The sequence below is a fragment of the Sanguibacter sp. A247 genome, from assembly GCF_052324925.1.
Lineage (GTDB): Bacteria > Actinomycetota > Actinomycetes > Actinomycetales > Cellulomonadaceae > Flavimobilis.
Map to the genome: position 1 here is coordinate 728,169 of NZ_JBQPRE010000002.1, position 18,222 is coordinate 746,390.

General features: G+C 70.9%; 18 protein-coding genes and 2 tRNA genes. 13 read left to right on the plus strand and 7 right to left on the minus strand.

Translation table 11 applies throughout. The annotated features are described in order from the left end of the window. Positions 1-27: 27 nt before the first annotated feature. Complete coding sequence (locus tag ACTVCO_RS07425) at positions 28-1,329, plus strand: TrpB-like pyridoxal phosphate-dependent enzyme (RefSeq protein ID WP_443727756.1); 1,302 nt, start codon at positions 28-30, stop codon at positions 1,327-1,329. 62 nt (positions 1,330-1,391) lie between these two features. Here ACTVCO_RS07425 and ACTVCO_RS07430 read toward each other — a convergent pair whose 3' ends face one another. The 4 genes from ACTVCO_RS07430 to orn all read right to left on the minus strand — a co-directional run bounded on the left by ACTVCO_RS07430 (position 1,392) and on the right by orn (position 3,803). Continuing rightward, positions 1,392-1,967, minus strand: coding sequence for a sugar O-acetyltransferase (locus tag ACTVCO_RS07430; protein WP_443727757.1), 576 nt, complete (start codon positions 1,965-1,967; stop codon positions 1,392-1,394). Positions 1,968-2,011: 44 nt separating this feature from the next. Further along, the gene (locus tag ACTVCO_RS07435) at positions 2,012-2,884 is read right to left on the minus strand and encodes a phosphotransferase (RefSeq protein ID WP_443727758.1); all 873 of its coding nucleotides are present in this window, start codon (positions 2,882-2,884) and stop codon (positions 2,012-2,014) included. 126 nt (positions 2,885-3,010) lie between these two features. Continuing rightward, positions 3,011-3,086, minus strand: a tRNA-His gene (locus ACTVCO_RS07440). Positions 3,087-3,155: 69 nt separating this feature from the next. After that, positions 3,156-3,803: an oligoribonuclease gene (orn, locus tag ACTVCO_RS07445; RefSeq protein WP_443727759.1), complete on the minus strand. Its 648-nt coding sequence runs from the start codon at positions 3,801-3,803 to the stop codon at positions 3,156-3,158. A gap of 66 nt (positions 3,804-3,869) precedes the next feature. Here orn and ACTVCO_RS07450 point away from each other — a divergent pair, with 66 nt between their 5' ends. Further along, positions 3,870-4,652: a phosphatase PAP2 family protein gene (locus ACTVCO_RS07450; protein ID WP_443727760.1), complete on the plus strand. Its 783-nt coding sequence runs from the start codon at positions 3,870-3,872 to the stop codon at positions 4,650-4,652. Next, positions 4,643-4,715: transfer RNA gene (locus ACTVCO_RS07455), tRNA-Arg, on the plus strand. Before ACTVCO_RS07450 ends, ACTVCO_RS07455 begins: the two co-directional genes overlap by 10 nt. Positions 4,716-4,773: 58 nt before the next feature. Here the strand turns inward: ACTVCO_RS07455 and ACTVCO_RS07460 are convergent. Further along, complete coding sequence (locus tag ACTVCO_RS07460) at positions 4,774-6,279, minus strand: SulP family inorganic anion transporter (RefSeq protein ID WP_443727761.1); 1,506 nt, start codon at positions 6,277-6,279, stop codon at positions 4,774-4,776. 187 nt (positions 6,280-6,466) lie between these two features. Between ACTVCO_RS07460 and ACTVCO_RS07465 the strand changes: the two genes are divergently transcribed. The 9 genes from ACTVCO_RS07465 to ACTVCO_RS07505 all read left to right on the plus strand — a co-directional run bounded on the left by ACTVCO_RS07465 (position 6,467) and on the right by ACTVCO_RS07505 (position 14,455). Continuing rightward, positions 6,467-8,095, plus strand: a complete 1,629-nt coding sequence (locus tag ACTVCO_RS07465; RefSeq protein WP_443727762.1) for a dynamin family protein — start codon at positions 6,467-6,469, stop codon at positions 8,093-8,095. Between the two features lie 104 nt (positions 8,096-8,199). Beyond that, positions 8,200-9,738 (plus strand): GTPase, encoded by a 1,539-nt coding sequence (locus ACTVCO_RS07470; protein ID WP_443727763.1) that lies wholly within the window; start codon positions 8,200-8,202, stop codon positions 9,736-9,738. A gap of 131 nt (positions 9,739-9,869) precedes the next feature. Beyond that, positions 9,870-10,421, plus strand: coding sequence for a single-stranded DNA-binding protein (locus tag ACTVCO_RS07475; RefSeq protein WP_443727764.1), 552 nt, complete (start codon positions 9,870-9,872; stop codon positions 10,419-10,421). Between the two features lie 146 nt (positions 10,422-10,567). Beyond that, positions 10,568-10,939, plus strand: coding sequence for a thiol-disulfide oxidoreductase DCC family protein (locus ACTVCO_RS07480; RefSeq protein WP_443727765.1), 372 nt, complete (start codon positions 10,568-10,570; stop codon positions 10,937-10,939). A 46-nt stretch (positions 10,940-10,985) separates the two neighbouring features. After that, positions 10,986-11,306: a hypothetical protein gene (locus ACTVCO_RS07485; protein ID WP_443727766.1), complete on the plus strand. Its 321-nt coding sequence runs from the start codon at positions 10,986-10,988 to the stop codon at positions 11,304-11,306. Between the two features lie 60 nt (positions 11,307-11,366). Next, positions 11,367-12,005: a DUF5819 family protein gene (locus tag ACTVCO_RS07490; protein ID WP_443727767.1), complete on the plus strand. Its 639-nt coding sequence runs from the start codon at positions 11,367-11,369 to the stop codon at positions 12,003-12,005. Beyond that, positions 12,002-13,048 carry an HTTM domain-containing protein gene (locus ACTVCO_RS07495; protein WP_443727768.1) on the plus strand — a complete coding sequence of 349 codons (1,047 nt, stop codon included), beginning with the start codon at positions 12,002-12,004 and terminating at the stop codon, positions 13,046-13,048. The genes ACTVCO_RS07490 and ACTVCO_RS07495 overlap by 4 nt, the downstream gene beginning before the upstream one ends. After that, on the plus strand, positions 13,032-13,712 hold the full coding sequence (locus tag ACTVCO_RS07500; protein WP_443727769.1) for an ABC transporter ATP-binding protein: 681 nt from the start codon (positions 13,032-13,034) through the stop codon (positions 13,710-13,712). The genes ACTVCO_RS07495 and ACTVCO_RS07500 overlap by 17 nt, the downstream gene beginning before the upstream one ends. Further along, complete coding sequence (locus tag ACTVCO_RS07505; protein ID WP_443727770.1) at positions 13,709-14,455, plus strand: hypothetical protein; 747 nt, start codon at positions 13,709-13,711, stop codon at positions 14,453-14,455. Before ACTVCO_RS07500 ends, ACTVCO_RS07505 begins: the two co-directional genes overlap by 4 nt. 4 nt (positions 14,456-14,459) lie before the next feature. On the opposite strand, the gene ACTVCO_RS07510 is transcribed toward ACTVCO_RS07505, so the two are convergent. Continuing rightward, a complete protein-coding gene (locus ACTVCO_RS07510; RefSeq protein ID WP_443727771.1) occupies positions 14,460-15,095 on the minus strand; it encodes a response regulator transcription factor in 636 nt (211 codons plus the stop codon). Further along, a complete protein-coding gene (locus tag ACTVCO_RS07515) occupies positions 15,092-16,330 on the minus strand; it encodes a sensor histidine kinase (protein ID WP_443727772.1) in 1,239 nt (412 codons plus the stop codon). The genes ACTVCO_RS07510 and ACTVCO_RS07515 overlap by 4 nt, the downstream gene beginning before the upstream one ends. A gap of 206 nt (positions 16,331-16,536) precedes the next feature. Between ACTVCO_RS07515 and ettA the strand changes: the two genes are divergently transcribed. Then, a complete protein-coding gene (gene ettA, locus ACTVCO_RS07520) occupies positions 16,537-18,213 on the plus strand; it encodes an energy-dependent translational throttle protein EttA (RefSeq protein WP_443727773.1) in 1,677 nt (558 codons plus the stop codon). Positions 18,214-18,222: the final 9 nt, after the last annotated feature.

Sequence of the window (18,222 nt, forward strand, 5' to 3'; positions counted from 1 at the left end):
GTGCAAGGTCGACGTCAAAGGAGAACCATGACCACGCAGCCCGCACCGAGCCCGCGGCTTGAGCCGCTCGGAACCGTCGTCCCCTCGAGCGTCCCGACGCACTGGTACAACCTCGCCGCGGACCTCCCCGAGCCCGTGCCCCCGCACCTGCACCCGGGCACGCGCGAGCCGCTCACCCCGCCCGACCTGGCGCCGCTGTTCCCCATGGCGCTCATCGAGCAAGAGGTCACGACCGAGCGGTACGTCGAGATCCCGCAGAAGGTGCGTGAGATCTACGCGCTGTGGCGTCCCTCGCCGCTCATCAGGGCACGTGCGCTCGAGAAAGAGCTCGGGACGCCCGCCCGCATCTACTACAAGTACGAGGGCGTCTCGCCCGTCGGCTCGCACAAGCCGAACACGGCGGTCCCGCAGGCGTACTACAACGCGCTCGAGGGCATCACGCGGCTGACGACCGAGACGGGTGCCGGCCAGTGGGGTGCGTCGCTGTCGTTCGCGGCCGCGCTGCTCGGCCTCACGTGCGAGGTCTGGCAGGTGCGCGCGTCCTACGACTCCAAGCCCTACCGCCGCGCCCAGATGGAGGTCTACGGATCTGTCTGCCACTCCTCGCCGTCGGAGCTCACCGAGGCGGGTCGCGCGATCCTCGCGGAGATGCCGGACACGACGGGCTCGCTCGGCATGGCGATCTCCGAGGCCGTCGAGGCAGCGGTCAAGGACCCGGGCGCGCACTACGCGCTCGGCTCGGTCCTCAACCACGTCATGCTCCACCAGTCGGTCATCGGCCAGGAGGCGCTCGAGCAGATTGCCGAGGTCGAGGATCGGGTCGACATCGTCTTCGGCTGCGCGGGTGGCGGCTCGAACCTGGCGGGGCTGACCTTCCCGTTCCTCGGCAAGAACCTGCGCGAGGGCACCGAGACGCGGCTCGTCGCGTGCGAGCCGGCCGCGTGCCCCTCGCTCACGCAGGGGGAGTACCGCTACGACTTCGGTGACGTCGCGGGGCTCACGCCGCTCATGAAGATGCACACCCTCGGCAAGGACTTCGTCCCGCCTGCGATCCACGCCGGCGGACTGCGCTACCACGGCATGAGCCCGATGGTCTCGCACGCGGTCAACCTCGGCCTCATGGACGCGATCGCGATCGAGCAGGACGACGCGTTCGCGGCGGGTCTGCTGTTCGCGCGGACCGAGGGCATCATCCCGGCACCCGAGTCGACCCACGGTGTCGCGGGCGCGATCGCGCACGCGCGTGCCGCGACGACGGACGAGGTCATCGTCATCGGCCTCTCGGGCAACGGCGTCCTCGACCTGCCGTCCTACGCGAGCTACGTCTAGACGCCCCCGCTCACTGAGCGTCTCCGTCGGGCGGGTCAGACCCGCCCGACGGGGACCACGGGTCAGATCTCGCGGATGACGCGGGCCGGGCTGCCGACGGCGACGACGTTCGCCGGCAGGTCCTTCGTCACGACGGACCCAGCGCCCACCACCGTGTTCTCGCCGATCGTCACGCCTGGGCACACGATGACGCCGCCGCCGAGCCACACGTTGTCGCCGATCGTGATCGGCAGCGCCGCTTCGAGCTTGTCGCGGCGCGGAGCGGGCTCGACCGGGTGAGTCGGGGTGAGGAGCTGAACGTTCGGGCCGATCTGGCAGTCGGCGCCGATCGTGATCGTCGCGACGTCGAGCGCCGTGAGGTTGTAGTTGATGAAGGTGCGCGGGCCGACGTGGATGTTCTCGCCGTAGTCGACGTAGAGCGGTGGCTTGATGTAGGCGCCTTCGCCGAGCGTGCCGAGTGCCCGCTCAAGAAGGGGGCGACCTTCCTCGCCCGCGGCCTCGGCACGGTGGTACTCGGTCGTGAGGCGGAACGCCTCACGGGCGATGCGACCCGAGTCGGGATCGTCGGCGATGTAGAGGTCGCCTGCAAGCATGCGTTCGCGGTTGGTGCGGGTGTCGCCCGCGAAGTAGTCGGTCATGCGGCGAGGCTACCCGCGGCCTCGACGTCCGCCTACCGGCGGTGCTACGCGAGGTCCCACAGGAGCCGGTAGTACGCGAGACGGCGCGCGTCGGGCTCGACCCCGTAGGCCGCGCACAGCTCAGCCGTGAGGTCGCGCCCGTAGTTCCACGTCGTGCTCCACGACGCGACAGCGAGGTCGGCCCACCGGTCGGCGACGCCGAGCGAGCCAAGGTCGACGGTTGCGAGGTAGGAGCCGTCGTCCGCGAGGAGCGTGTTGGGTGCGCACGCGTCGCCGTGGGCGACGACGAGCCGGTCGACGCTCGGGACGTCCTCGAGCAGCGCACGCGCCTGCTCGGCGCCGAGGCCGTGGTGCTCGGGACTGAGACTCTCAGGCGTCCACCCGTCCGGGCCCGAGGACGCCGCGCGGGCGCGGGCGCGTGCACGCCGGACGTCCGTTCCCCACGTCCACGGGCAGTCCGCGACGGGCAGCGCGTCGTGCAGGGCACGCAGGCCCACGCCAATCGCGCGGGCCGCGACGACGGGCCGGGCCAGCCACGGCTCGGCGACGGCTGAGAGCCCGGCAATCCCCTGCGTGAGGAGCCAGGTGCCCTCAGCGTCGGCTCCGAGGTCAAGGACGACGGGAACGCGTGCCCCGTGCTCACGTGCCCACACGAGGCGCGCAGCCTCCTCGGTGAGCGCGCCCTCGCCGGGCGGTCCCGTACGCCCGTCGACCGTGCGAGCACCGGGCGTGGCAGCCGGGCCCGGGTGCCACTTGACGAAGCGCACCCCGGTCGGACCGCAGAGACGAAAGGTGGTCCCTCCGGCGCCGTTGACCCACACCGCGCGGACGTCCTCGGCCGCGTGGGCCAGGCGCGCGACCTGCGCCGGGACGGAGACGGGGCCCGTCGGGACCTGGGCGTCGAGCGGCGAGGACATGCCGCGATCCTGCCACGCCGGCGGTGTCACCCCCGTCCGATCGGGAACGTGCGCGGGCGTGACGAGAGCGGCCTCGGCCCGTCGCGAACGACGAAGGCCCGGTCCGCAAGGACCGGGCCTTCGTGCTGGGGTGAGTAACGGGACTTGAACCCGCGACCCCCTGGACCACAACCAGGTGCTCTACCATCTGAGCTATACCCACCATTGCTGCTGACGCAGCAAGTCCGACGAGCCAAGACTCATCGGGCCGACAAGAAGCATACAGTCTTTCTCAGGCCTCCGGGACCACGTCGGGTCGCCGCGTGACGGACGTCTCGACGATCCGCGCCGCGATCGCCTTGGCGGCGTCAGAATCGGGGCCAGGCTGCGGCACGAAGAGAGCCTCGCGGTAGTAGCGCAGCTCGTCGATCGACTCGAGGATGTCGGCGAGGGCGCGGTGTCCGCCGTTCTTCTGGGGCGAACGGAAGTACACGCGCGGGTACCAGCGGCGTGCGAGCTCCTTGATCGACGAGACGTCGATCGTCCGGTAGTGCAGGTGCCCGGCGAGCGCGGGCATGTCGCGGTCGAGGAACGCACGGTCGGTCGAGACGGAGTTGCCAGCGAGCGGTGCCCGGCCCGCGTCGGGCGCGTGCTCGCGCACGTAGGCGAGCACGATCTCCTCCGCCTCGGTCATCGTGAGGCCCGCATCGAGCTCGGCAAGCAGGCCCGAGGTCGTGTGCATCGAGCGGACGAAGTCGTTCATCTGCTCGACCGCCGCAGGCTCGGGCCGGACGATGACGTCGACGCCGTCGCCCAGGACGTTGAGCTCAGAGTCAGTGACGACGGCGGCGACCTCGATGAGCGCGTCGGCGCCGAGGTCCAGGCCCGTCATCTCGCAGTCGATCCAGACGATGCGGTCGTTGTTGAGGGTTCGTGACACGTCCTCCAGGGTACGCGGGCGACGCACCCGGGGGCGCACGGGGTGGTCCGCGGCTAGCGTCGAACCATGTCGCACGCCTTCACCCCATCTGATGCTGCGCCACCGCGAGCACCTGAGCCAGCCCCGCCGAGGGGCCCGGCGTCCCTCGCGTTCCCGACCCCGCTCGGCGTCGCGGTCGGGCTGGCCTTGTTCGTGCTCGGATCGGTCATGTTCGGCGCGTTGCTCGACGGCGTCCTCGAGAACGACGATCTCGCGACGGTCGACCACCCGGTCCTCGAGTGGCTCGTCGCGCACCGGACGGCCTGGCTGACGATCGCGCTCACCGGTGTGACGAACGCGTTCGGGCCGACGCTCCTGCCGATCATCGTCGCGGTGGGCTGCGGCCTGTGGTGGTGGCGCACGCACCGGTGGCGCGACCCGGCGCTGCTCGTGGGGGCCATGCTCCTCGCGGTCGGCGTCTCGAGCGTCGTCAAGGCGATCGTCGGGCGGCCGCGCCCTGACGAGACGGCGATGACAGTCCCTGGCGTCGAGTCCACGTTCTCGTTCCCGTCGGGCCACACGATCGGCGCCGCAACTCTCGTGCTCGTTCTCGGGTACCTCGTGTGGTCGCGCCGGGGCGGGGCTGGCGCGCTTGTCACCTGGGTGGTCGTGTCGGTCGTGCTCATCGTGCTCGTCGGGGGCTCGCGCCTGTACTTGGGCTACCACTTCACGACGGACGTGCTCGCTGGCGCCGCGCTCGCCGTCGCGGTGCTGGGCGTCGTCGTCCTTGTCGACGTGGGCCTGCCTGCACTGGCGGAGCGGCGCACCGACGCAGGTCGGAGCCCCGGTAAGATCGAGGGGCCTCCGTAGCTCAATGGATAGAGCAACGGCCTTCTAATCCGTAGGTTGCAGGTTCGAGTCCTGTCGGGGGCGCTCTCTGCCGTGCGCGGCCTGTCGCACGGCTGGCTCGGCCGCACGGCCGGCTCGGCCGTTACTGCGCCGGCAGCTGCCCCGTGAGTCGACCGTGGAACTCGCCGCTCGTGCGGTTGAGACCGACGATCTTCACTTCGGCCCCGTGGGCGCGGTACTTCTGCTCGATCGCGTCGAGCGCCGCGACGGTCGACGCGTCCCACACGTGCGAGCGTGACAGGTCAATGACGACGTGGCCGGGGTCGTCGGCGTACTGGAACTGGGTCGTGAGGTCGTTCGACGACGCGAAGAACAGTTCTCCGTCGACGGCGTAGTCGGCGCGTGTGCCGTCCTCGCTGACGGTGCGCGTCACGGTCGTGAAGTGCGCGACGCGGCGGACGAACAAGATGGCGGCAGCGAGCACCCCGATGATGACGCCGACCGAGAGGTTGCGCGTGACCAGCACGGGGATGACGGTGACGAGCATGACGATCGTCTCGCTCCGCGGCATGCGCCTGAGCGTCGACGGCGCCACCGAGTGCCAGTCGAAGGTGAGGAACGCGACCATGAACATGATCGCGACGAGGGCTGCGACCGGGATGAGGTTGATGAGCGGTCCGAGGAACGACACGAGGACGAGCAGGAAGATGCCGGCTGCGAAGGTCGAGACGCGTGTGCGGGCGCCTGAGGCGCGCACGTTGATCATCGTCTGGCCGATCATCGCGCAGCCGCCCATCCCGCCGAAGAAGCCCGAGAGGATGTTGGCGCCTCCCTGGCCCATGGCCTCGCGCGTCTTGCTCGAGCGCGTGTCGGTGATGTCGTCGACGAGCTTGGCGGTCATGAGGGACTCCATGAGTCCGACGGCGGCCATGCCGAGCGCGTAGGGCGCGATGATCTTCAGCGTCTCGACCGTGAGGGGGACGTCGGGGAGGAACGGCGTGGGCGGGCCGCCGGGGAGCTCGCCGAGCCCGCCGACCGTCATCGTGTTGAGGTCGAGCAGCCACACTGCGAGCGTCATGACGATGACGACGACGAGCGGCGCGGGAACGGCCGTCGTGATCTTGGGGAAGAGCCACAGGATGAGCAGGCTTCCGGCGATCATCGCGTACGTGAGCCACGTCGCGCCGTTGAAGTGCTCGAGCTGGGCGACCGCGATGAGGATCGCGAGCGCGTTGACGAAGCCGATCATCACGCTGCGGGGCAGGAACCGCATGAGGGTCCCGACGCCGAGCGCGCCGAGCGCGATCTGGATGACGCCCGCGAGGATGACGGTCGCGATGAGGTAGTCGAGTCCGTACTGGTCGGCGACGGGGCGGATGACGAGGGCGACGGCCGCGGTCGCCGCGGTGATCATCGCGGGACGGCCGCCGAGGAACGAGATCGAGATCGCCATGACGATCGAGGAGAACAGCCCGACCTCGGCGGGGACGCCGGCTGCGAGGGCGAACGCGATCGCCTCCGGGATGAGTGCGAGCCCGACGACGAGCCCGGCGAGGAGCTCCGTGGTGAGGAGGCGGGGCGAGCGGAGGACGTCGGCGACGGTGGGGCGGGGACGGTAGCGCTGCGGGTCGCCGGTGGGCGCGCTCATGCTCACTCCAGGAGGGTCGGGGCCGGTGGGGTCACGGGGGACCCCCGCGACCCTACCGTTGACCGCGCGCGCGCGACCGTACTGGTCGGGCCGCAGGTCTGCGGTGCCGGGGGGTCCAGCACATGTGTGTCGCGCGTTGCGGCGCGCTCGCTTGGTGGGCCTTCATGACACACGAGATAATCAACGGGTGACCCTTGACGAGCTGACTCCCGAGCATGTGCCCGACGCGACGCTGCTCGATGTCGTCGTCGGTCTGCGCCGTGAGGTCGTTGACGCCTCGTTCGTCCTTGACACGCCGGGCACGCGGCAGGCGCGCACGCTCAAGCGCACGATTCTCGAGCGTCTCGACGACCATCTGTTGCCTCGTCTGCGCGAGCTGTCGCGGCCCGCGGTCGTTGTGGTGGCCGGTTCGACCGGCGCGGGCAAGTCGACGATCGTCAACTCGCTCCTGGGCGACGAGGTCTCGAAGGCCTCGGTCTTGCGTCCGACGACGCGCGAGCCGGTGCTTGTCACGCACCCGGACGACGCCGAGCTGGCTGCCCGCCTCGACGTGGGCGTCGCGTTGCGCGTCGAGCACGAGCGGGTACCGCGCGGCATCGCTCTTCTGGACGCTCCCGACCTCGACTCGCTCATGTCGTCCAACCGCGAGACTGCGGTGCGCCTCCTGGCTGCAGCCGATCTCGGGCTCTTCGTCACGACGGCCGCCCGGTACGGTGACGCGCTGCCGTGGCAGGTGCTCGCGGACGCGAAGGAACGGGGTGCGTCGGTCGCGATGGTCCTCAACCGCGTCTCGGACGTGAAGGTCGGGGAGGTGCGGACGGACCTCGTCGCGCGGCTGCGCGAGCACGGGCTTGCGTCGTCTGCGCTCTTCGTCGTGCGCGACGAGGGTGCGCACGAGGGCATGCTGCCGACGGCCTCGGTCGCGCCGATCGCGCGGTGGTTGCGCACGGTGGCGGGCGCTGATCAGGCGCGCACGGTCATCGTCCGTACGCTGCGCGGCGCGCTCGACGCGCTCGTCGACCAGGTTGGCGCGCTCGTCGAGGCGGTTGAGGACCAGGCAGACGCCGCGGTCGCGCTGCGGGCCGCAGTGGCCGACGCGGTGCCCTCGGGCCTGGGTGACCTGGCGGAGGCGACGGTCGACGGGACCTTGTCGACGGGCGCTGTTGAAGCAGCGTGGCTGGCGGCGATCGACGCGGAGCCTGGCATCGTGCGTCCCGTCGCGGGACGCTTCCGGCGCCCGCGACAGGCTGCTCTTGCGCGACGCGCGGCGGCTCTCGAGGTCGTGACGACGCGGGTGCGCGAGACGCTCGTCACCCAGGTGCTGGCCGCAGCGCGGACGAGCTCGGAGACGATCGGGGAACGGCTCGGCGAGCAGAGCGACCGGCTCGCGGGAGGCGCTGCGCTCTTTGACGCGGTGCAGTCCGACGGTGAGCTCGCGCAGTGGCGCGACGAGATGGTTCGGTCCGAGGTCGATGCCTGGCTCGGGGGCGTAGCGGACGCGGTGGCGATGCTCGAGCCGGCGGTTCTCCGGGCGGCTGATCGCGGTCTCACGCGGGAGGGGCTCGTCGCTGTGGCGACGGCTGCGTCCGTCGGGGTGGCGGGAGCCGAGCGCGTGCTCGCGGGCGTTGCGGGCTCGGCCGCGGGCGACCTCGTCGACGCCGCACGGGCGAACGTCGTCGCGGTGGGCCGCAAGATTGTCGAAGACGAGGCTGGGCCGTACGTCGAGCGACTCGATGTTCCCGGGCTCGCCCGGGAGGCCGTCACGGGCCTGCGCCTGCGTCTCGCCGAGCTCCGGCGGCAGGTCCGCGCACGCTGAGCACTGAGCGATGTGCGGACGACGCGGCGTCGTGTCGCGTGGTCGATCAGGTCCTCGGCTGTTCCGTGGGGCAGGATGGACTGAGCGCTGACGAGGGAGGACGCATGGGAGCACGAGCGGACGAGGCCGATCTGCGTGGGCGCGTCGCTGATCTTCGAGCGGCGCTCGAGATCGTGGGCGAGCGGGTTCCCGCAGCGGTGCGCGGAACTGTCTCGGAGGCCTTGGGCACGGCCGAGGGGCGTCTGGACCTGGGCGTCGAGCACACGATCGTCGCGCTCGTCGGCGGGACGGGCTCGGGCAAGTCGTCGCTCTTCAACGCGATTGCCCGCATGACCTTCGCGGACGTGGGCGTGCGCCGTCCGACGACCTCGCTCATGACGGCCTGCGCGTGGTCGGAGCGCGCTGACGCCTTGCTCGACTGGATCGGCGTCGACCGCGACCGACGGATCAACCGCTTCTCCTCGCTCGACGGTGACCAGGAGGCGCACCTGTCTGGCCTCGTGCTGCTCGACCTGCCCGACCACGACTCGGTGGCGACCGTGCACCGTGAGACGGTCGACCGGGTCGTGCCGATGGCCGACCTCATCGTGTGGGTCGTCGACCCTCAGAAGTACGCCGACCATGCGCTGCACGCGGGCTACCTGCAGACGATGGCCGGTGTCGAGGGCTCGATGCTCGTCGTCCTCAATCAGCTCGACACGGTCCCCGAGGGGCAGCGCGAGGAGATTCTTGCGGACGTTCAGAACCTGCTGACGATCGATGGGCTCGGCGCGGTCGAGGTGCTTGGCGCCTCTGCGCTCACGGGCGATGGTGTCGCGCAGATCCGCTCGCGGCTGGCGACGATCGTCGGGCAGCGGTCACGGGCTGCTGCGCGCGTGGCCTCCGAGCTCTCGCGCGCCGCGGAGTCGCTCATCGAGGTGCTTCCCGGCGAGGTCGCGCGGCGCTCGGCGCCCGGGGTCGAGGCGACGGTCGACGCGCTTGCCGACGTGGCGGGCCTGCCCGAGCGAATGGTGACGGCAGCCCACACGCGCGACGACGGCACTCGGGCCGGCGCGGACGGTGCGCTCACGGCGGCGTCGGTGACGCCGTTGCGTGAGGCGTGGCTCGACCAGGCGGGCGCGCACCTGGGCCCGGCGTGGCGCGAGTCGCTCGTCGAGGGGACCCCGGGGGACGAGGACATTGCTCGACGTGCGACGGCCGCGGTGCGCGCGGTGCGGCTGCCCGCAGGTCAGGGTGCTCGCGTGCGGGGCTGGCGCGGGCTCACGTTCGTGTGCGGTGCGCTCGCGGTCGTGGCGCTCGCCGCGTGGCTCGTGCTCACGGTGTCCGACCGCGGGGAGGCGAGCATGCGGATGCTCGTCGCGGGGGTTGCGGCGGTCGCGGCTGTGCTCGTCGTCGTCGGCGCGCTCGCGTGGCGGGGTGCGAGCCGAGCGCTCTCGCGCTCGCGTGCGCAGCGCTTCGGATCTGCCGTGCGGTCCGGCCTGGAGCGTGTCGTCCAGGAACTGCTCGAGGCCCCGGCCGACGAGGTTCTGGCTGCGCACGCTGAGGCGCGGACGCTCGCGCTCGCGGCTGTGTCACGGGAGGCACGCTCGCGGGCCACGGGTCGGCGCGATGCCCTGGCGGGCGATGAGGGCGCTGCCTCCTAGGCGCTGACCACAGCGACCCGGGCGCAGCCCGGGTCCACAGTTCGTCGGCAGGCTGCTGCGGCAGCGCCGGGGCACGTGCACCGTGAGACCTCCTGGGCGGCATGAGGTCGCCCCAGTTCTTGGGAGGACGCATGAGCGCTCCGGTCACAATCATCGGGTGGGTGGGCAACAAGCCCGCGATCACCGTCACGGCCAATGAGCGACGCCGCACCACGGTGCGCGTCGCCACGACGCACCGCTTCCGCGACGAGCACGGGACGTGGACGGACGGCGAGACGACGTGGTACTCGGCGACGTTCTGGGACGACGCTGCCGCCTCGGTCGCGGTCTCGGTGCACATCGGTGATCCCGTCATCCTCACGGGACGCCTCGTCCTCGACCGCTGGGACGGAACGGACGGGCCCCGGGCCGAGCTCGCGCTGCGGGGCGCGACGATCGGTCACGACCTCACCCGGGGGCAGGCACAGTTCACGCGGGTCATCCGGACGCAGGCCCCCGTCGAGGGCGCGTCCGACGGCGCCCCCGAGGGCGCGTTCACGCGGATCGGTCCCGATGACGAGAGCGGACGCGACCCGTTCGACGTGCTCGAGACCGAGGCCGCGAGCACGGGCGCCCGGCAGGACGAGGAGGCGTTGTCCGCGAGCGACGACGTCGTCGCTGGCGAGCTCGCGCGGGCGCTCTGACACCGGCGGACGACGAGGCGAGCGGGGCGTCGTCGAGCGAGCGGGTGTGACGGTGTGTCACATGGAGTCCTGACGTGCCGACACTGACGCTGACCTGCAGCGCAGCGGCACTCTGGTCGTGTTCGACACCGACCTAGGAGGCCGACATGGCACATGACGGGGACATCTTCCTCTATGACGGCGACTGCGGGTTCTGCGCCCGCTCGGTCGCGTGGTTGGCGGAGCGAGGCGACGGTTCCGTCGACTTCGTTCCGTGGCAGCGCACCGATGTCACGGCTCTCGGCCTCACGCCGGAGGAGCTCGAGAGGCAGGCCGTCCTCGTCACTGCCGAGGGGCGTCGTCTCGACGGCCACCTGGCCATCGGGGAGTGCCTGCGCCGGTCACCGGCACGGGACACCCGCCTCCTAGGTCGGCTCATCCTCGAGCAGCCGTCACGCGAGGTTGCACGCTGGGTCTACCGCTGGATTGCACAGAACCGTCACCGTCTCCCCGGTCCGGCGACGTGCGCCGTCAGCTGACCCAGCCCTGCCCGCGGCGACACTGCCACCCCTCGAAAGGAAGACCGTGAAGAAGCACCGCTCCATGCTCGCGCTCGCCACCTCGGGCGCTCTCATCCTCGCGACGACGTCTCCGGCCTCGGCCGCGGTCGTCGACGACGTGGCGACCGCCCCGACGTACGCCGCCTCGGCCGCGTACTCCGTCGCAGCCCATGACGATGTCGTCGCGGGCAACGCGACACCTGCGGCAGTTCCCGCGGTCGTCGCCACCGCATTCATCGCCGGGGCCGCCGCCGGTGCGGGCAAGGTCGTCGCCGGTTGGGCGGCGAAGAAGGTCATCGGCATCTGGGACACGGCCCCCGCGCTGTCCGCAGGAATGCTCGACTGACCGCCGCCACGGGGCAGGGCACGCCCTGCCCCGTGGCACTCTCAGACAAGGACGACGACGATGCCCACTCTCAAGGCGACGCTCGCCACTGGTGCAGGACTGACCCTCCTCGCCACCCACTTCGCCATGACCGCGCTCCACGTCACCCCGGTCAACCCGCTCAAGGTCGAACATGAACGACTCGTGACGGCGTGGATCGGCCCCGTGTTCGAGCAGAACTGGAAGCTCTTCGCGCCGGACCCGATCGCGATCGACCAGGGCCTCCTCGTGCGTACCCGTGACGTGGCGGGCGTGGAAGGCTCGTTCGTCGATGTGACGACGCCCTTCCTCGAGGACAAGCACCACAACCTTCTGCCCACGCGTGCGGGGTATCAGGTCTCCGGGGTCATCACGCGCTTCATCGACGCACGTCAGACACTCCTCGACGCAACCGACGCAGACGCGTCGGAAGTCGGTGTCTTCCTCACACCCGAGGATCTGGCGGGCGCGAGCCCGGAGGACACGGCCACCTACCGCGAGGCGCTGCGCGACCTTCGGGACACGGCGCGCCACCACGCGGGTGCACGCGAGGCCGCACAGGTGCAGCTGCGCCTGGTCCAGCATGTCTTCCCGAGATACTCCGACCGCGCCGACACGGGCATGGGAGAGATCTCGCACTCGACCTCCGAGTGGCTCGACGCGCACGGAGCGATCTCATGAACGCGCTTGCGACCGCAGTGCGGCGCCCGGTCGACCACCTCGTCGAGGTGTTGACGAGCACGCGTCACGGCCTCTACGGGATGTCCGCGCTGCGGATCCTCGTCGGGTCGATCATCCTCGTCGATCTCGCGATCCACGTCCCAGTCCGCTACGCCCTGTGGGGCCCCGACTCCTGGTACACCGTCGAGAAGATGGAGCGCGACGAGCGCCTCGGCCTCTCGCTCCTTGGGCTCGGCAACTCCTACCTCGCCGTTGACCTCGGGCTGCTCGCGCTCGCGGCCGCGGCCGCGCTGCTCGTCGTGGGCTGGCGTACCGCCTTCGTCACCCCGGCGCTCTGGGTGCTGCTGTGGGGTCTGCACGAGCGCAATCCGTACGTCACCAACGGCGGTGACAACCTCGTCCGGATCCTGCTCGTCTACATGATCTTTGCGCAGCTTGACGCGCACTGGTCGCTGAGTGCGCGCCGCCGGCGGCGCACGCGTGACCTCGGGCACGAGCAGCTCCAGCGCGCTGCGGGCCCACGCACGCTCGTGCACAACCTCGCGCTCGTCGCGTGCGTCGCGCAGGTGTGCGTCCTCTACCTCAGCTCGGGCCTCTTCAAGGCGCAGGGGCGCATGTGGCAGGAGGGGACCGCCGTGTACTACATCACGCGTGTCGCCGAGTACAACGCGTGGCCCGAGCTCACGGCCCTCCTCGTCCGCTCCCCGTTGACCATCACCGTGCTCACCTACGGCTCGGTCCTGCTGCAGGTGGCGTTCGTCTTCTGCCTCACCAGCCGTCGCGCACGCCACCTCGTCTTCGTGGGTCTCCTCGGCATGCATGCCGGGATCGGGCTACTCATGGGACTCCCCGTGTTCTCGGCCTTCATGATCGCCGCCGACGTCCTGCTCTTCACGGACGCCGAGTGGCGCCGCGGGCTCGCCCGGCTCGCCGCACTGCGACGGTCCGTCGCCCGCGAGCGGGCCGTTCCTGAGGCCGCCCTCGCTCCCGCAACGGGTTCGCTCCCTTCCCACCCCGGAGGCCCCCATGCTGTCTTGTCATGAGCTGACGAAGACCTACCGTGGCCGTCGCGTCCTCGACGCCGCAAGCCTCGAGGCCCGCCCGGGTGCCGTGACGGGTCTGCTCGGCCCCAACGGCGCGGGCAAGACGACGCTCCTCAAGATTGTCCTCGGGCTCACGACCCCCGACTCGGGGCAGGTGAGAAGACCCGTCGAGCCAGCCGCGGTGGGATCGGCGCTCGAGGTCGCGGGCTTCCGTCGCGAGTCGCGCCTCGGGGCGGTGCTTGCGGCCGCGGCCACCCGTCGCGGGCTCACTGTCGATGTCACCGGCCTCCTTGAGCGAGTGGGCCTGCCAGACCCGCGCCAGCGCGTCTCCACACTGTCCCTCGGTATGACGCAGCGGCTGCGCGTCGCGATGGCCCTGCTCGGCCAGCCCGAGCTGCTCGTCCTCGACGAACCGCTCAACGGGCTCGACCCCCAGGGCATCAGGTGGCTGCGTGGCGTCATGCGGGCCGAGGCCGACCGCGGCACCGCAGTCCTCGTCAGCTCCCACCTGCTCAACGAGGCGGAGCACATCGTTGACGACATTGTCGTCCTCGACCGTGGGCGCGTGGCCGCACAAGGCCCGCGGAACCACCTCCTGCCGGACGGCCAGCGGCTCGAGGACTTCTTCTTCCGCCTCACCGACCCCCTGGAGGTCCGCCCATGAGCCTCACCCGCCACGTGCGCGCCGACGTGAGATCCGCTGCGACGACCCGCACCCTCCGCATCGCCCTTCCCGCGCTCACCCTGCTCGCAGCGCTCGTCACCGCAGGGCTCGTCACGACCTCGGGCACCGGCAACGCGGCGGTCGACGTACGGATGCCCTGGGGACAGGCCGAGACGCTCGTCGACCCGATTACGGGGCTGCTCCTCGCCGTCGTGCTCGCGGCGTTGTGGGGTGCGGCGCACCGCGACGGGGAGATCCTCTGGCACTACCTCGCTGACACTCGCCGCTGGCGCGTGGCCGCCTCGGCCGTCCTCGTCGCGTCGCTCGTCGGTGCATGCGCCGCGATCCTCACCGCGGGCGCGAAGATCCTCACCCTGCACGGGACCCTTCCCGCCGCTGTCGAGCCGGCGTGGTGGCATTCCGACCACGGCACGTGGGCGCTCGCGGGTGCGCTGCTCGCGGCGGTGACCCTTGCGATCGTCGCGACGTGTGCGGCGTTCCTCGTCCGGAACGCCGCGGGCGCGATCGGGGGCGTCCTCGGCTGGATCCTCGTCCTCGAGCCGCTCGTCGCGACCCTGCTCCCACGAGACGTCCGGATGTGGCTGCCCGGGCACGCGCTCAGCGCGGTGCGCGACCACGTCGACCAGGTCCCGACGGGTCAGGCGCTCGCCATCTCGCTCGGCTACACGCTCGTGCTCGTCGCGGTGACGCTCGTCGTCGTGCAGCGCCGTGACCCCGCGTGAGGAGTCAGATCCACCCTTCGTCCCACGCGATGTCCGCGGCCTCCCGGCCCGTCGTCACCCCGAGGCGGCTGATGGCACCCGAGACATAGTTGCGGACCGTCCCCTGCGCGAGCGAGAGCGTCGCGGCGATGTCCCGAGCGCTGCGTCCATCGCGCACGAGCGCGAGGACCTCGAGCTCGCGTTCGCTCAGCGGGCTCGTCCGGGCGGTGAGCGCGAGCGCCGCAACCTCGGGGTCGACATAGCGGTGCCCGGCATGGACATCGAGCACGATGGTGCCGAGGCGGTCGGCCGGGGTCGTCTTGAGGACGAACCCCGCCGCGCCGGCCTCGAGAGCCCGCCGCAGGAAGGTCGGGCGCGCGTGGCGCGTCATGACGACGACGGCGATGCCCTCGGCGCGCAGCTGGGCGGTCGCAGCGAGGCCGTCGAGCACGGGCATGTCGAGGTCGAGGAGCGCGACGTGGGGGCGCACCTCCCGTGCCCGCGTGACGGCTTCGAGGCCGTCAGCGGCCTGGGCGACGACCCGGATGCCGGGCTGGAGGTCGAGCACCTGGGCGAGCGCCGAGCGCAGCAGCTGTTCGTCGTCCGCCACGAGGACGGTGACCTGCGGCTCGGCGGTGCGGGGGGCTGGCGTCGTCGTCATGGGGTGTCCGATCCGGTGAGGGTGAGCGTGAGGCGCCATCCGTCGTCGACGGGGCCGTGCTCGAGCCGCATCCCTGCGGCGTGCGCACGTTCCGCAAGGCTCGCAAGGCCACCTCCGGGGGTGAGGCCGAGCTCGCTCGTCCGTGGCGGGCCAGGGTCTTCGAAGGTCACTCGTACCTCGGAACCGACTTGCGTGACGACGAGGTCGACGACGGAGGTCCCCGAGTGCCGCAGCACGTTCGTCGTCCCCTCGCGGACGAGGAGTGCGACGAGCCGGCGGGCCGCGGGCGGCACGGCGTCGAGCGGGCCGGCCACGCGCAGGGTGATGCCCGCAGCAGCGAGCACGTCCGCGGCACCTGTGACCTCGGCGGGGAGCTCGACGGCGCGGTACCCGTGCGCGATCTCACGCGTCTGGCGCAGCGCGTCGGCGGTCGCCGCGTAGATGTCGTCGACGATCTCGGCTGCTCGCGCCGCGTCGCCCTCGGAACCGCGCCGCAGAAGGGTGCGGGCCAGGTCGGCGCGCGTGAGGACGTTCTGCAGCTCAGAGCCCTGCACATCGTGCAGCTCGGCTGCGAACCGCAGGCGTTCCTCGGTCCGCACGAGAGCCATCGACGTGGTGCGCGAGCGTTCGAGCGTCACGACGACGTCGAGCCACCACACCTGCCCGACCTGGACGACGAGCGCGGCGAGAGTGACCGCGAGCGGCGCGAGCCCCTCACCGGACCGGGTGAGCGCGGTTGCGAGCACGGACGGCGCCGCGACCGCGGCGACGAGAACCGCTGTGTGACGGCGCGCGAGCCGGGGCGGAGAACCGTCGGGCGAGCGCACGATCGCGGTGACGGTGGCGTTGGCGATCGTCACGGCGACGGGGAGCGACCACAGCCACGCGGGACGGGCGGTGTCGATCCCGTGCCACAGGAGCCCGAGGCCGAGGCCCCCTCCGGCGACGATGGCCGCGGGGTGCGTGGTCCAGCGGGGCAGCCAGCCAGCAGCCCACCACCGTCGTGGCAGGAGGCCCGCGCGAACGAGGAGCGCGAGCTGTTGGAGCCAGAGGGCTGCGACCGTGAGCCAGACCCCGAACGTGACGATCGAGGCGACCGGGTTGTCGAAGGCGACGAGCAGGCCGGCGATCAGCGTGGGCGCGAACAATGACACGACCGTGTAGCCCTCGAACGTGCGGGGGACCGCCGCAGTGAGGGCGGCCGCGTCAGGCCCAGTCGTCGTCACGTCCGTCACGCCCGGCATGCTGTCATGCGTCCGGGGTGTCGGCAAGGCCGCGCCGGGGAACGTCGGCGGCGGGAACCGCGTAGGCTGGGTGGGATCGTGCGTCGCGTCGTCGCTGCGCGGCCGTGCCGTGAGGGCTGGCCGCGCTGCATCCGCCGCGAGAGCACCCCAGCACTCCAGAGATCCCCGGCTCCCAGAACAAGGCGGTCCAACTACCCGTGGCTGAGTTCATCTACTCCATGTACAAGGCGCGTAAGGCGCACGGCGACAAGGTGATCCTCGACGACGTCTCTCTGAACTTCCTCCCCGGAGCGAAGATCGGTGTCGTGGGCCCCAACGGCGCCGGAAAGTCGACGATCCTCAAGATTATGGCGGGCATCGACCAGCCCTCCAACGGTGAGGCGCGCCTCGCGCCGGGCTACACGGTCGGGATCCTCTTGCAGGAGCCGCCTCTCAACGAGGACAAGACGGTCCTCGGCAACGTCGAGGAGGCGGTTGCTGAGATCAAGGGCAAGATCGACCGCTTCAACGAGATCGCCGAGCTCATGGCGACGGACTACTCCGACGAGCTCATGGAAGAGATGGGCAAGCTCCAGGAGGCCATCGACGCCGCGGACGCGTGGGACCTCGATTCCCAGCTCGAGCAGGCGATGGACGCCCTGAGGTGCCCGCCGCCGGACGCCGACGTCACGGTCTTGTCGGGTGGTGAGCGCCGACGCGTCGCGCTGTGCAAGCTCCTCCTGGAGAAGCCTGACCTGCTCCTCCTCGACGAGCCCACCAACCACCTCGACGCCGAGTCCGTCCTCTGGCTTGAGCAGCACCTCGCGTCCTACCCGGGCGCTGTGCTCGCGGTGACCCACGACCGCTACTTCCTCGACCACGTTGCCGAGTGGATCTGTGAGGTCGACCGTGGTCGCCTCTACCCGTACGAGGGCAACTACTCGACCTACCTCGAGAAGAAGCAGGAGCGCCTCGCGGTCCAGGGCAAGAAGGACCTCAAGCTTGCCAAGCGCCTCAAGGAAGAGCTCGAGTGGGTGCGGTCGAACGCCAAGGGGCGCCAGGCCAAGTCGAAGGCGCGTCTTGCGCGCTACGAAGAGATGGCGGCGGAGGCCGACCGGACCCGCAAGCTTGACTTCGAAGAGATCCAGATCCCGCCGGGCCCGCGCCTCGGTTCGCTCGTCCTCGAGGCCACCGACCTCAACAAGGGCTTCGACGGACGCACGCTCATCGATGGTCTGTCGTTCACGCTCCCGCGGAACGGCATCGTCGGTGTCATCGGTCCGAACGGTGTCGGTAAGACGACCCTGTTCAAGACGATCGTCGGCCTTGAGCCGCTTGACGCGGGCGAGCTGAAGATCGGCGAGACCGTCTCGGTCTCCTACGTCGACCAGTCCCGTGGCGGGATCGACCCCAAGAAGACGCTGTTCGAGGTGGTCTCTGACGGCCTGGACTTCATCAAGGTCGGTCACGTCGAGATCCCGTCGCGCGCGTACGTCGCCTCGTTCGGGTTCAAGGGTCCGGACCAGCAGAAGCCTGCCGGTGTGCTCTCGGGTGGTGAGCGCAACCGTCTCAACCTCGCGCTCACGCTCAAGCAGGGCGGCAACCTGCTGCTCCTTGACGAGCCGACGAACGACCTCGACGTCGAGACTCTCGGGTCGCTCGAGAACGCACTTCTCGAGTTCCCCGGCTGTGCCGTCGTCGTCTCGCACGACCGCTGGTTCCTCGACCGGGTCGCGACGCACATCCTCGCGTACGAGGGCACGGCCGAGGACCCCGCGCGCTGGTACTGGTTCGAGGGCAACTTCGACTCCTACGAGAAGAACAAGGTCGAGCGTCTGGGCGCCGACGCGGCGCGTCCGCACCGCGTGACGTACCGCAAGCTCACGCGCGACTGACCTCGCGTC